The following is a 14,346-nucleotide window of genomic DNA, read 5'->3' on the forward strand; positions in this document are numbered from 1 at the left end:
AATCACTGTTGTGCAGACCCGTCCATCTCAAACGACTCCCCCGCCGCGCGCCAGGCGCCACGGCCCGCCTCTTTCGCCGCATAGAGCGCCATGTCCGCGGCCTTGTATAGCGCCATGGCATCCTTTGCGTCCTGCGGACACCGCGCGACACCTATGCTCGCCCTCACGTCCAGGGAGAGGCTTCGATACGGAATCGGCTGGGCGAACGTAGCGATAATGCGTTCGCATACCGCGGCCACCACCTCGCGCTCGCCCGGCTGCCTGAGCAGCACGGCGAACTCGTCGCCGCCCAGACGGGAAACCAGATCGGCCTCGCGTGTCGTCAGGCGCAGGCGCGAGGCCACGGCCTTCAGCACCGCGTCGCCTGCGTCGTGGCCATAGGCGTCGTTGATCGGCTTGAAGCGGTCGAGGTCGACCAGCACGAGCGCGAAGTCGGCGCCGAGGCGCACCTGTTCCACCAGGTGTTGCAGATCGTCATTGAAATGCCGTCGATTCGCGAGCCCCGTCAGTCCGTCGAAGTAAGCCAGTTGCTCGAGCCGTTGCTCGCTGATCTGCAATTCCGCCGTGCGGCGCACGAGCTCATCGGAGCGTTGCTGGAGTTCCTGTGTCCGCTGGGCTATCAGCGCCTCCAATGCCGCGGCACGCCGCCGCAGTAAGCGCGTGCGCACCTGAATCAGCATGACGAAGAGCGCGAGCAGCAGCACTGCCATGATCACGCGAAACAAAATCGTCTCGTACCACGCGGGCACGACGCGGATCGGCAGGTTCACCGAGGCCGTCCACAGGTCCGGACGATTCGACGCCCGAACCTGCAGCGTGTAGTTGCCGGGCGGCAGGTTGGTGTAGTGGGCGATGCGCAGGTCGGCCGGCGAATCAGTCCATGCCTCCTCCAGCCCGGCCAGGCGGTAGGCGTAACGCGTGCGCTCTGGCGACGTGTAATCGAGCAGCGCAAAGGTCACCTGCACCGTGCGTTGCGCGGGAGCGAGCGTGATGCCGGACAGTGAGACCGGCCGCCCATCCTGATCTGTGAGCACGATGGGGGCCTTGAAGTGCGACGGTTGAAATTCAGTCGGATGCACGACCGTCAAGCCGCTGCCGCCAAACAGCAGATCGCCTTCTTGCGTCGTATCAGCCGCCGAGGTCCAGTACGGGAACAAGCCCACGCCGTCGGCCTGTTGCAGCAGCGTGGTGGCCAGTGTGCCGCCGTCGATGCGCAGGATGCCGGTATCGGTGCTCACCCAGGCGTTGCCCTGCGCATCGAGCAACAGGGCGTTCGCCGCGTTGTTCTGCAAACCCTGCTCATGACCGATGCGGCGCACTCGCACAAGCGCGCCTCGCGCGTCTCGTTCGACCACCCTCACCCCGCCGCCGTAGAACGCGACCCACAAGCGGCCCCGCCTGTCCTGAACCACAGAGGCAACCCGGCTGCTGGGCAAACCGGCCCGCTCCGGCTCCTCCGGCCAGGGCCGCTCGAGGCGGCCGCTGGCCGGCCAGTACCGTACCAGCCCTGTCGACGTCCCCACCCACAGCGATCCGTCTTCGAGGCCGTTCACGGTCATGATGTCCGCGGTTTGCAGGCCTGGGGCGCTGTGCGCCGCTGCGCCTTTTGCGGACAGGTCGACGTAGCTCAGCCCGTTCGTCCCGCCGATCCAGAGCCGGCCGCCGGCCACACGCACGGCCCTGACGAGCGCAGTCGGCGGCCGGCCGGGAAACTCCATCCTCTCGACACTGCGGCCGCCGTCGAGCGTCCGGTACAGACCCTCCGCGGTGCCGATGTAGACGCTACCGTTCGGCCCTTCCGCGATCGAGAACACAGCGCCCTTGGGAAGCGCGATGCGCGACACCCCGTCTTCGGCCGCGAGGCGCCCGCCGCGTTCGCGGCTTGGCTGAACGATCTCCACGCCGCCGCTGTTGCCGCCGAGCCAGACACTGCCGTCCGCTCGCACCAGCACCGCGGTCACCCCCGCTCGCGTGCCGCCGAGCAGGTGGCCATCGCTGCCATACCAGGTGGATATCGCCCGCTGGGTAGGATTGATCGAATCGAACAGATTCGGCCCGCCGGCCCAGACAAGACCACTGCGGTCGCGCAGCAGCGCCGGCACATCGTCCTTGGCGAGGCTGCCGAGCAACCCAGGGTCATGACGCAGGCGCCGCGTCGTCCAGCTCCGGGTATCGACCTGCACGATGCCCTGGAACCACGTGCCCAGCCACACCTGGCCATCGCCGGCATCAATGATCGAGGAGACCCAGTCGGTCTCGATCCCTTTTCCGTCGCGGCGTTCACTGTCGCGCACCTGTTGGGCAGTCGCGGTGCCGGGCTCGATCACAAACGCGCCGTTCGCGTGCGTGCCGATCCAGATACGCCCTGCCCCGTCCTCCGCCAGTTGCCAGATCTCGATGGCGCCCTGGGGGATGCCGGCCGCCGGCACTTGCTGAAAGGCCCGCGCGCCGGGGCGCAGCAGGTAAACTCCGTCCACCGTGCCGACCCACAGGTTGCCGCGGCGATCAGTGAGGAGGGCATTGACGCGATGAGCCGGCAGATTGGGGGCGATGGCGCCGTCGGCCTGGTGCCGCACCTTGCCCGTGACGAGATCCAGCCGGTCCAGCCCGGCGGCCGTGCCTACCCAGAGACCGTCCGCGCCGTCAGCGGCAAGCGCAAACACGCTGACACTGCTCAGGCCCGCCGGGCCCGCGCCCAGTGTCCAGAAGCGGCCCGTTGCCTTGTCGAGCCGCGCCAGCCCGCCGCCATCGGTAGCGGCCCAGATACGGTCTTCGCGGTCCTCGTACAGCGCGGTGACGTAGGACGCCGGCAGGCTGCCGGATGCGCTGGGGCTGGCGACATAGCTGTGGAAGCGGTAGCCGTCCCAACTGGCGAGACCGGTCTGCGACGCGATCCAGATCAGGCCGTCCCGATCCTGCAGCATGGCTGTCGGCACAATGTCGCCGGGCAGCTCGATGTGGCGAAACACAGGCGTCGCGCCAACGTACCAGGCGTCGGCTGCGCCGGCGGGCGGCACCGCCGCCATCGTCATCAGAGGCGCAAGGAGGCAGCTTAGAATCTGCCGCCAACAAGGCTTCCATTTCGACATTGAACTCTGTTCCCCGGTAGGTCGTTTGTTCGTCGCGACGTTCGAGCGCGCCGCATCCGCACCACGCTATCCATAGAAAATATCGGCAAATAAAAACACTACTTTAGGCTTCCTTATAAATCGGCCGCAGTGATGCCGTCATTTACCGGCACGGACGTAAGGTTATCCTTATAAAGCAATGAGGATAACCTTAACCCCTTGGCGATTCGCGGGCAGATTTTCGAATTTCTCGGTTGGCAGTCCAGATTTACTACAACCCACGCATTTGATTTCCTTATATTTATATAAAGTGCTTTCCCACAAAAATTTCAGTAAAACCCTACACGTCCGCCACTTCAAAGACCCAATCGTGTCGCCGTATACCCATATAGATGATCTGTCACTGACCTTCGTTTTTTGGCCCTGCGGGATCACGGATCTTCCATAGAGACAACATGGGCAACTTTGCACATACGATCAAACCCAGGATCGTTCTTGCGTTTGGCGCTTGCGTCGCGCTAATGGTCAAAATAGGGGTGGCGGGGCGCGGCATGCCTGCATACCGGGACGTGTGGCCTCGCCTTCGGTCCAGCCGGCCCGCCGCGCGCCTCGCGCTCTGGCTATGTGTGGTCAGGGATTCGTTTGTGACATTGATGCCCCTGACCTTCTTCGGCCTCGCCGCCGTGCTGCTGCAAAACCTGCCCTGGGATGCCTATCAGCATGCGATGGCCGCGCCTGGCGCACGCGCGTGGCACGAACGCCTGCACCTGATCGTACTGGCCACGCACGGCGTGATGGGACTGGCGCTGGCTCCGCTCATCGCCTCTCAGCTCGTGCACCGCCTGCGTTCGATTTCAGCCTCGATTTCAGCCAATGGCATGGAAGTGCCCCCAGTCATGGCGGCGCTATCGGCACTCGTCAACTTCATGCTCTTCGTGTTTGCCGAGCCGGTCTCCAGCGAAAGTTTCGGGCGCAACGCCATGCTCCGCGGCATCGTGGTGGGCATCGCTTCGGCCGAGCTGCTGCGGCTGATGATGCGCGTGCGCTGGTTCGCGCCGGCACGCGTGCCTTACGACGTCGAATCCAATTTCTACTTCGGCATGCGGCTCACGCGGCCCGTCGTGGCGTCGGGCCTGATCGCGCTGGCGGCCGTGGGCTTGCCGGACCGGCTGTTTAACCTGTCGCACGTGGCGCTCGCAGGCTTCGTGGCCTGGGCCCAGGCACACGGAGCAGCCGCATGGATGCTTAGCCTGGCGGCGGCGGCCCTGAACCAGATCCTATGGTTCGTGGGCGTGAACGGCGGCAACATGCTGGACGTCTATGCGACCGACCTGTTCGCGCAGATGAACTCGGCCTACACCAGCGCACTGGCGTCGCGGACCCTGTTCAACACCTTCGTCCTGCTCGGGGGGTCCGGTGCGACCTGCGGTCTGATCGTGGCGATCCTGCTGGTCGTCAAGCAGGGGCCGCAGCGGCGCATCGCCAAAATGTCCATCTTGCCGGCCGTCTTCAACATCAACGAGTCGCTGACATACGGCCTGCCCATCGTGCTGAATTCGACTTACCTGATTCCTTTTATCTGCGTGCCACTGGCGCTCTGCCTGCTGACGCTGGCCGCGGTGGAGAGCGGCTGGCTGACGCTTCACCCTGTGGCCATGATGTGGACCACCCCGCCGCTGCTGTCCGGCTGGATGCTTACGAACTCATGGCGAGGCGTCTTGCTGCAACTGGTCGAGATCTGCCTGAGCACGGCGCTATATCTGCCGTTCGTCCGCAAGGCCGAGAGTAATCGCAGGACACGCGAGGCCAAGACTGCGCAGGTCATCATGCAGACGATTCTCTGCAATCCATCGGCGCGCGCGCCTTTGGTCCGGCGCCACGATGAAGTCGGCCACATCGCGCGCGGGCTGCTCTCCGATCTCCGGGACGGCTTGAACCACGGCCGCCAGACCCTGAGCCTCGTCTACCAGCCGATGCACGACCGGGCGGGCAGCGTGGTCGGCGCCGAGGCACTGTTGCGATGGCATCATGCGCGTTACGGCGCCCTTTCGCCGCTCGTCGCGGTGACCCTGGCCGAAGACAGCAAGGAGATTCATCGCGTGGGCGCCTGGATCATCAACGAAGCCTGCGCATGCAAGGCGCGCTGGAACGCGGCGGGCCACCGGCAACTGACGCTGGCGATCAATCTGTCGCCGGTCCAGCTCACCGATCCGGGGCTGCCGGCGCGCGTGAACGCGGCATTGCGCACGCACGGACTGGAGCCAGCCGAGATCGAGCTGGAGATTACCGAGTCGGCCGAAATACCGGATGGGGAAGTTGTCGAGGAAACGTTGAGACAACTCGCTGCGGCGGGCATACGCCTTTCGATGGACGATTTCGGCATGGGACATTCGTCGCTGCTTTACATGCAGCGCTTTCCGGTGTCCTCGATCAAGCTGGACGGCTCTCTTACGCGCGCGGTGCTGGCCAACAGCACCACTGCCGATGTGATCCGCACGATCACGGCCTTGGGCCGCTCGCGCAACGTGAAGGTGGTGGCCGAATTCGTGGAGACCGAGGCACAACGCTGCGCGCTCGTCGAGCTCGGTTGCGACATCTTCCAGGGTTACTTCCACAGCGCGCCGCTATCCGAGCAGGCCTGTCTGGATCACTTCAGGCAGCATGCGCGGCAGGCCGCTCTGGCTGACTAGCGCGCCCGGAACGGTCGCAAGGGCAATCGTTCCAGCCATATCGTCTAAACGGTGCTCAATGGCCGTTCAAGAAAGCGAGCGACTTCATCGGCCGGTATCGGCCTGGAATAGAGGTAGCCCTGAACCATCCGGCCTCCAAGCGTCTTTAGAATAGCCAGTTCGTCGCGGGTCTCTATGCCTTCGACAATACAATCGAGGCCCATGTCCCGGCTCAGCGCGAGAAGCGACTTGACGATCTTGTAGCTCGCGGATTTTTTGTCCAGATCGGTGACAAAACTGCGGTCGACTTTAATTTTTGTCAGAGGCAGCGCGTGGAGGTGCGTCAGGCTCGAAAAGCCGGTGCCGAAGTCATCCAGCGAAATACCACATCCAATCGATCGCAAGATTTCTGTAGCATTGCGCACCTGTTGAAAATCGCGAATAAACGCGGTTTCGGTCACTTCGAAATCAAGCCGGGTGGGATCGAAACAGCTTTTACCGATTGCCGTAACGATAGCGAAGACGCTCTCGGGAGAACTGAGATCGTGAGCAGACAGGTTAAAGGAAAGGCGTATGCAGCCAGGCCACAGCGAAGCGTGCGCAAGCGCTTTTTTCAACAATATCTGGGTGATCGTTTCGATCATCCCTGTGCGTTCGGCAATCGGAATAAACTGCGCCGGTGAGACTGAGCCCAATGCCGGATTGAACCAGCGGGCCAATGCCTCGAATCCGATCGTCGCGCGGCTCGAAACATTGACGATTGGCTGGAACACAACAGTCAGTTCATCTTCGAGGTTGGCGTGCTGCAGCGCCTGTTCGATCTTCGCGTCAGACCGAATCTTGGCGTCGTGATCGATCGAGAAAAGCGTCACCTTGCCACGGCTCGTGCGCTTGCCGTGATAGAGCGCGTAGTCGGCATTCGCAAACAATTGCTCCGTGTCGGCCGCCATATCGGGGTAGACCGAAAATCCTATTGACCCGCCTATTTGCAGCGTCGTGTCTCCCAACGGCGCAGCCATTCGTATCGCGGAGCAGATCAACTCCCCCATCGCCACGAGTTCGCGGGTATCGCCAAAGTTCGAGGCCACAATCGAAAATTCGTCGCCACCCAGCCGGGCAACATAGTAGTTTGCCGGACAGGCTTCCTTGAGCCGCAGTCCAATAGTCTGAAGCAGTTTATCGCCGGTTGCATGGCCGTAGATGTCGTTGACGGACTTGAAGCCGTCCAGATCGACAATGCCCACGGCGAGACGGCCTCCAGTCGATTTTGCCTGCGTATACGCGTTGTCAAGGTAGGAGAAAAATGCGCGACGGTTGGCGAGGCCCGTCAGGCTATCGATATTGGCAAGCTGGAAATTTTCCGAGCGCGCACTCACCATGCCGGTAAAGTCGCGATAGTGGATCAGCAGAATGGCCAGCATCGCAGCGGAGACAAGCGCCGTGTTGATTGCGATTGCAACAAACACGAGGTTGCTGGACAGCGAGAAGAAAACAACAAACGAACCGTTGACAATGAAGGCAACCGTGAAAGCCGCCGAGCGCAAATGCATCATGCAGAAAATCACACCGATAACGGTGATTGCCATATAAAAGGCGACATGGGCCTTTTCGTAGGCGCCTCCGTAGGGAAATAGCGCGAATGCCCACAGCGTGAAGGCGATGGCAATCATGCCCGAGAGCTTCTGGGTACCGGACAGTGCCTTTAACGCTGCATCGAAGGTGGCCTCCCGCCTCGAGCGGCGCAGCCAGCCGATCACCCGCACCAATGAGAGCAGGGTCATGGCAACCGGTATGTCGACCGTTATCCACCGCGGCGCCACGTGCATGTGAGTCGTCGCTACGCCCCATGTGTTGATCATCAGGATCACATACATGAGGGGCATCTGAAACGTGAAAGCTCTGTACTGAGCGATCAGTAGATCCGGGTTCCGGTCGGGAATAGCCGCAGCTTCTTTGACGGCTTTCAAGAACTTCATGAGGATCATTACATTATCTGAACAGAGTTGTCTTTGTGGTACGCATCGATGAGTCGATGTCCGGGGCGGGACTCTGCGAAGCTAATGGTAACGTGCCCGAAATCATGGCTACTAGACGGGTATACGGCGACGCGCTCCGATCTCTGTAGTGGGACGTGGGTAGGGATTTCCTGAAATTGCTGTAGGAATGCGTTTCCGGACACAATCCAAGATGGCCGGCGGGTCCAGCCGGCGCTGGGGAGCAGGGGCCGCCGCCGGCAGATGGGAATGGGCAGTGAAAACCCGGAAGATCCGGACGACCCGGAAGAAATGGCTCCAGCTTAGGCGAATTGCCCGATTGGCTTGCTTGCCGGTAATCGCACCGTTGCAGCAGCCGCAACCTGACTGTGCGTCAGCGCGGACAACACAGTGTGGTCCCCAAAGCGGAAGGAGCAAAGTATCTGCGAAACGGTGGCTAATCTCGCGATCTCTTTGAGCGAGAGCGCCGCCAGAAGATCCGCCACCTCCGACGACACGCCGAGACTGCTCATGCCCGCGGCTTTGTCTTCTACAAGCAGGCGCTGGACCAGCAGAAGATAGGCGAGATTCATCTCGTGGATCAAACGGTGCGTGTCGCGTTCCATTTCAACCACCTCCCGTGATACCGGCCGGATCGTCTTTGCAGTGAAGCCACGGCGCAGCGAATGGATGCAACACAGTTGCCGTGTAACGATGCTAGGGCAGCTGTGTGTACCCCGCAGTCAGAAGCGCCAGAAATTTCGTTAGTCCTATCCTGAATTTTCAGTCAGGAATTCCCTGGACGCGCACTGTGCTGCTACGAACCCTGCATCAGCGCCGTGATCTGATCGGGCGACATGGCGCCGAGATAGATCCGGAACTCGTCGATCGATCCATTGAAGAACGGATCGGCGGAATACTGCGAGCGTCCAATCCAGTTCTGCGCCGTCGGGCCGACGCGCCACGGCGCAAAGACGACATCGGATGCACGGCCGATCGCGCTGCCGTTCAGATACAGCGTGGCAGCCGTGCCCGATAACGTTACGGCAACGTGCGTCCACTGCCCTGTCGGCAACGCAACGTTGCCGTTGATGCCACGCTCGCCGTGGCCGCCGTTGGTCGTAATCGCAAAGCGCATGACGCCAGTGGAATTCTTCGGCGTGAGAAACAGATAGCGCCCCGTGCCCGCGCCGAAATCGAAGATGCGCTGCCATGCCTTGCCGCCGTTCCACAAGACCCATGCGGCGATGGTGAAATCCGAGGTGCCGGCCACGACGTTGTTGGGCAGGCTGACATAGCCGCTCGCGCCATCGAGCGCCACGGCGTTGCCCGTGTGGCCCGCGACGTGAGTCGCCGCGCCGACGAGTGTGCCCGTATAGCCGTTGCCCGTCGCGTCGGCCGCGCTCGTGCCACTGGTCTCGTCGAATTTCAGATAGGCATGCAACTGCAGCGCCGTCACCGCGGCGGCCTCCGCCGAATTCGCACTTTCGCCCGAGGCTGTCTGCGCACTCACGACGTAATACCAGGTGCCTGCCGGCGGATTGTCCGTGTAGGTGAGAGGGTCGGTAATGCCGGTCGCGATGGTCGAATACGATCCGCCCGAACTCGACGCGCGTTTCACGTCATAACTCGTGCCGTTCGCTACACCCCACCATGACAGTACGACCTGGCCCGCATCCGGAAATGCCGTAAGACCGCTTGGCGCAGAAGCGGGCGTGACGGCGTCGCGTGTGCAGGTCAGCGTGCCGTAGCCGAGCTGGTCGTAACCACCGCTCGTGGTGCCGTAGTTGCCACCTCCGCCCTCGGGCTGGATCGCCAGCGCGAACTTCGTCGACCAGGGCGCCGCCAGTCCTTTGCGATTGACGTAGTGGTTGTAGACGAGCGCCCAGCACGGCCGGATCGTGCCCTGCGAGGCCGTCGAAAACGCCGTTTGTGTCACGTCGACGTTCGAATAAGTGACATACGGCACCGTGAGATAGCTGCCGCCGGGCTGGACCAGATTCGCCTTCGCCACGTATTCCGCACCGGCGAGAAAGCGATTGTTGTCATAGCCGTACAGGTCGATTCCCTGGTTCCAGGCCATCTCGCAGATGGCGCCGCCAAGCGCGACACCGAGCGTGTTGTGTCCCTGGTCGCGCCCCGTCTCCTGCCATTGCCCGAGATAGCCGGGGTGCAGGTAGTAGACCGCCTGGGCGATCGCGCCGTTGCCGGTCCCGTCGATAAAGTAATTGGCGGCCTGGTCGAACAGCGCGTGGTCGTCGCAAAGCACGCCGATTGCCATGATCGACGCCATGTTGCAGAGATCCCAGTTGGCCCAGTAGTGCGTGATGTCGGTGTTGTTGTGCCGGTTGAGAAAGTCGACGTTGATCGGGTAGAAGATGTTGCGCATCATCGACTGAAACGCCGCCAGACCGGCCGCGCTCCAACCCGCGTAGCCGCGCATGATCTCACCGGCGTTCGCGAACTCGTAGCCATAGATGCCGGCCGCGAGATCGACGTTGCTGTCGCCGCCGAGCCGCTGCAAGGTCGAAGACCAGGCATTCATGATCTGCACGGACTTGTCTGCATAGGCCGTGTCGCCCGTTACTTTCCAGTACAGCGCGCATGCGTAGGCCGCGGCGATGTCGTTGTATAACACCGGATAGTTTTGCGCACCGCTCCCGCCGCGGTCGACTTCGACCTGAGGGCGCGGCGACCACGACAGCCGCGTGTGGCCGTTGGCGACCAGCACCTTCCAGCCCTCATACCACGGGGACGCCTGCGCAGCGACCTTCTGCGCCATCCTGTCGAAGTCGGCTTGCGTATGCAGCAACCCCGGGTGAACGAATGCGCCGCTGGTGACGATATCCGTGGCGCCGTTGGCAGCCTGGGCCAAGGTCACGCTCGTGGCGGCTTCGCGGCTGGCCGCGCGGCTCACGGCCGCGGCCGCGGCGCTGGAAGTGCCATCGCAGGCAGACAGCGCGAGGGCGCCGAGGCTGTAGAGAAAGCTGCGCCGTGAGAGACCTTTGCCTTGATCGTTGTGACTCGTCATGTTGTCCTTGTTCTTGTTGAATGAACCGCCAGTGGAAGGTGGAACGCCGGCGGCCAATCGCGTCGTCACAACACCGGGGAAATTTGACACACATCTTCTCGCAAACGTTTGCCGTGACAACCGGCAGCGTGACGCAAACCCGATCGGCCTAAGCGGGTTATCGGACAGAAATGCTTTGTCGCACAGTCCGAATGACGTACGGATTTCTTGAATTTTTTGTAAGGATAAGCTGACACGCGCGACTTAGCCGGATTCGCCAGCGCATGCCTGGCACTCCGTATGACTAGGCGACCAAACCCGCTTCTTCAACCCGGCCGCGCCCCGCGGCCTTGGCCAGATACAGTGCGTGATCGGCAGCCTTCGTCAGATCCGTCATCTGAGCACCTGTTTCGACGACCTGACTGGCCACGCCGACACTGATCGTGACATAGGGCATATGAGACGAACCGGCATTGGGAATCGCCAGTGCCGCCACCGCATCGCACATCCGCTGGGCGACATGCGCTGCCGCCGCCGCGTCGGTCTCCGGCATCAACACCACAAACTCTTCGCCACCATAGCGCGCAACCAGATCGCTGCCGCGCCGCACGGTCTGCGCAAGGCATTCGGCAACCGACACGAGGCACCGGTCGCCTTCGACATGGCCATGACTGTCGTTGAAGCGCTTGAAGAAATCGATGTCGATCATCAGCAACGACAGCGTCGCCCGATCGTAGGCGCCGCGCCGCCAGTGCGCGCTCAGCGCGGCATCGAAAGCGCGGCGATTGGCGACACCGGTCAGCGGGTCCGTCGTCGCGAGCCGCTTCAACTCGTCAAGTGCCGCAGCAAGCCGCGAATGCAGAAGCGTATTTTCGACCAGCAGCAACAGAAGCACGAAGCTGCCGGCGGCCATGCCGTAAAATCGTCCGAGATAAAACCCGAGGTCGTAGCGTCCGCCGTTGAACACAGCACTCAACGCGATATCGCAGATCCAGACGCACAGCACGACCATCAGCCACAGGTCGATCGTCGAACGGGACCTTTGCCGGTACAGCACTACGAGGGCGAGGAGACAGAGTCCCCAGACTGCCCCTGCCACCCATCGCATGGTCGGCGTGTAGTGATTATTCTTGATGATTTCAGGCAGCAGCCATTCTCCCGCAGTGGCGAAGACAACCATTCCCAGTGCAAGACACAGCACCCCGCCGACGATAAGCGCCAGCCTCTTTGCTCCCACCGTGTAGCCTGTCATCCGGTCCTGCTTCCGGTCCTTGAGCAGTGCGTAGGTCATGACGAAGACCGGAAACCCCGCATGCCAGAACATGTAGATCCAGGCCGTGCTTTGCGGTCCTGCGTGCAGGAGTCCCGTTGGCGAGAACAACCCCGGAAAGCTCAACATGTGAAGAAGAGCGATCACTGAGGTGTACAGATAGCCGCTCGCCAATGCGCCGAGTGCCCGCGAGCGGGCGATCACACACTGGCCGAACAGCAGCACGGCGGTCACCAGATCGTTAAGAATGACCGACGATTCGTATACCGGGATAAACGCGGGCACTTGAGGCAGTGCAATCCTGGCGAACGGCACGGCAACCAGAAAGATGCCTATCGACAGGAGCGCGACGGCTCCAGCAAGCAGGCGCGCGTGCCGGTGTATGGGATGCAGGCCGGGTGAATCGGCGTGCTCATCGATAAGTCCAGACATCAGGCCTTGTTGCGCCATCATTGCTCACCAGCTTCTGTTGGGTCATCAGAGGATCGGCGCGGCACCTGCCGATTTCGCCGTCAGTATATGTCGAACGAAAACAGCCACCGATATCCGGACCAGGGCCGAAGCGGAGCAGCAAGGTTTGTAGGGCAGCCGCCCCCCTGCGGGCGACTGCCTAATCACTCAAGCCACGCGAAGTCTGGCGTCAGTTTCCTAAAGTTGAGGGATTTTTTTCCAAATATCTGGTGTTTTAGCTTTCGCGGACTATGCTGAATCACTATGGAATGGCCAACTGACCCAGCCCTCTATCCGCCATATTTACGCCCACGGATCCGACGAGGTCTCGGCGTCCGTTCTGGCGCCCAATATCGTGCCTGGCGGAACATTCAAAACACTGCGACGACGGGGTCAGCCGGTTGCCTCCCGGGGATAAGTGTCAATCGGCGCTACGAGATCCTCGACGAACCGGCGCGTATCTACTTCTTCCTTTTAGAGCGGGTGCCCGAGTGACCTTGCCCTCGTTTGACGAATCCCATAGCTGGCTGAATTATGCGGCTTCACCTCTCTGAGCCGTGAACCAGTTCCTTTCGAATGTCATGGGGCTGACGTAATCGAGCGTTGAATGTAACCGGCGCGCGTTGTAAAAGCCCAGCCAGTCAATCACCTCATCCATTGCTGCTTGCTGGGTGGCGAAGTGTCGTCCGTGCATGCGCGCTACCTTCAGCGAACCCCATAGACTTTCCGTCGGCGAATTATCCCAACAATTACCACGTCGGCTCATCGACGAACGCATGCCGTGGGCCTTCAACGTGTCCTGAAACAGGCCACTGCAATACTGGCTGCCCCTGTCGCTATGCACGATTACGCCGGCGTCAGCGCGACGCCGGAACCACGCCATTCGCAATGCGTCTGTGACCAGTTCAGCCTTCATGTGCGGCTGCATCGACCAGCCCACCACCTGCCTGCTGAACAGGTCGATGATGACCGCGAGGTAGACCCAGCCTTCGGCTGTCGCCACGTACGTGATGTCGGTCGTCCAGACCTGGTTCCGTACGTTAGCGGTGAAGTTGCGCTCCAACAGATTCAGCGCCACCGGCAAATCATGGTTTGAGTTCGTCGTCGCGATGTACTTGCGCTTGTGGCGGGCTCGAATGCCATGCTGCGCCATCAGTTTGCGAACCCGTTCCTTGCCCACGCGCACGCCTTGCGTGAGCAACTCCTTCCACATGCGAGGCCAGCCGTATTCGCCCTTGACCCGCGTGTGAATCGCCTTGACTTGCGCGAGCGGTGCATCGTTGCTTACGCGGCTTCGGTGCGGCTTGTCGTGCGCGGTGCGTTGCCGGCGCTGATGATATCCGCTGGGACTGACTTCCAGCACTTCGCATAGCACCGAGACTGGCCAGTGGCGTCGATTTTGCTCGATGAACGCGTACTTCACATCGATTCCTTCGCGAAGTACGCTGCGCACTTTTTTAATATATCTCGCTCCATCTTTAGGCGCGCTACCTCCGCACGCAGCCGCGCCAGTTCCATCTGTTCCGGGCTCACAGGCTTCGTGCTTGCGCCGGCCAGCTTGCCTTCCCGGTCAGCCTTAACCCAGTTGTACAGCGTCTGTTCCACCACACCCAGTGTCGCCGCCACTGCTGCCATGCTTTGCCCGGCTTTGACCAGTCGTACCGCTTCCAGCTTGAACTCGAGCGTGTACTGTGCCCGCTTTGCCTTGCTTGTCATTGTTCTTCTCCTTGCTTGAGTTTACCTGCTCAGCAAGGGATTCGTCTTTCGGGGGCAAGCTCAGTCCACGCTTACGTCAATGTCAGGTCTTTTGCAGACCTTCCCCTACACGATGGTGCACAAGGCGCCGCAACGCACCGCGGCGCCGCACCAGGCCCTCGCAGCCGTACCGGCCAAATAGGCGCGGCAT

Annotated in this window: 7 protein-coding genes; 1 reads left to right on the forward strand and 6 read right to left on the reverse strand. The window is 61.6% G+C overall.

What is annotated here, in order from left to right; all coding sequences use genetic code 11:
• Positions 1 to 2 precede the first annotated feature (2 nt).
• Positions 3 to 3,032 carry a ligand-binding sensor domain-containing diguanylate cyclase gene (locus FFS45_RS01110; protein ID WP_171029531.1) on the reverse strand — a complete coding sequence of 1,010 codons (3,030 nt, stop codon included), beginning with the start codon at positions 3,030 to 3,032 and terminating at the stop codon, positions 3 to 5.
• Between the two features lie 680 nt (positions 3,033 to 3,712).
• Between FFS45_RS01110 and FFS45_RS01115 the strand changes: the two genes are divergently transcribed.
• Positions 3,713 to 5,758: an EAL domain-containing protein gene (locus FFS45_RS01115; protein ID WP_171029532.1), complete on the forward strand. Its 2,046-nt coding sequence runs from the start codon at positions 3,713 to 3,715 to the stop codon at positions 5,756 to 5,758.
• Positions 5,759 to 5,802: 44 nt separating this feature from the next.
• Here FFS45_RS01115 and FFS45_RS01120 read toward each other — a convergent pair whose 3' ends face one another.
• The 5 genes from FFS45_RS01120 to FFS45_RS01140 all read right to left on the reverse strand — a co-directional run bounded on the left by FFS45_RS01120 (position 5,803) and on the right by FFS45_RS01140 (position 14,156).
• The gene (locus FFS45_RS01120; RefSeq protein ID WP_137953084.1) at positions 5,803 to 7,713 is read right to left on the reverse strand and encodes an EAL domain-containing protein; all 1,911 of its coding nucleotides are present in this window, start codon (positions 7,711 to 7,713) and stop codon (positions 5,803 to 5,805) included.
• Positions 7,714 to 8,033: 320 nt separating this feature from the next.
• Positions 8,034 to 8,336 (reverse strand): flagellar transcriptional regulator FlhD, encoded by a 303-nt coding sequence (locus FFS45_RS01125; protein WP_137952841.1) that lies wholly within the window; start codon positions 8,334 to 8,336, stop codon positions 8,034 to 8,036.
• Positions 8,337 to 8,527: 191 nt separating this feature from the next.
• Positions 8,528 to 10,741, reverse strand: coding sequence for a LamG-like jellyroll fold domain-containing protein (locus FFS45_RS01130; RefSeq protein ID WP_137952842.1), 2,214 nt, complete (start codon positions 10,739 to 10,741; stop codon positions 8,528 to 8,530).
• 283 nt (positions 10,742 to 11,024) lie between these two features.
• A complete protein-coding gene (locus FFS45_RS01135) occupies positions 11,025 to 12,443 on the reverse strand; it encodes a GGDEF domain-containing protein (protein WP_137952843.1) in 1,419 nt (472 codons plus the stop codon).
• Between the two features lie 529 nt (positions 12,444 to 12,972).
• Positions 12,973 to 14,156, reverse strand: a protein-coding gene (locus FFS45_RS01140) for an IS3 family transposase (protein ID WP_137952844.1) whose coding sequence is annotated in 2 segments (ribosomal slippage) — positions 12,973 to 13,892 and positions 13,892 to 14,156 — 1,185 coding nt in all. Because the reading frame shifts where the segments join, the coding sequence is not laid out codon by codon here.
• Positions 14,157 to 14,346 lie beyond the last annotated feature (190 nt).

Source organism: Burkholderia sp. 4M9327F10 (genome assembly GCF_005503145.1).
Lineage (GTDB): Bacteria > Pseudomonadota > Gammaproteobacteria > Burkholderiales > Burkholderiaceae > Paraburkholderia.

What these genes read in the sequence shown, in the direction of transcription:
- FFS45_RS01130 (WP_137952842.1), bottom strand. Translation starts at nt 10,741, where the DNA reads ATGACGAGTCACAACGATCAAGGCAAAGGTCTCTCACGGCGCAGCTTT.
- FFS45_RS01125 (WP_137952841.1), bottom strand. Translation starts at nt 8,336, where the DNA reads ATGGAACGCGACACGCACCGTTTGATCCACGAGATGAATCTCGCCTAT.
- FFS45_RS01110 (WP_171029531.1), bottom strand. Translation starts at nt 3,032, where the DNA reads ATGACGATGGCGGCGGTGCCGCCCGCCGGCGCAGCCGACGCCTGGTAC.
- FFS45_RS01120 (WP_137953084.1), bottom strand. Translation starts at nt 7,713, where the DNA reads ATGAAGTTCTTGAAAGCCGTCAAAGAAGCTGCGGCTATTCCCGACCGG.
- FFS45_RS01135 (WP_137952843.1), bottom strand. Translation starts at nt 12,443, where the DNA reads ATGATGGCGCAACAAGGCCTGATGTCTGGACTTATCGATGAGCACGCC.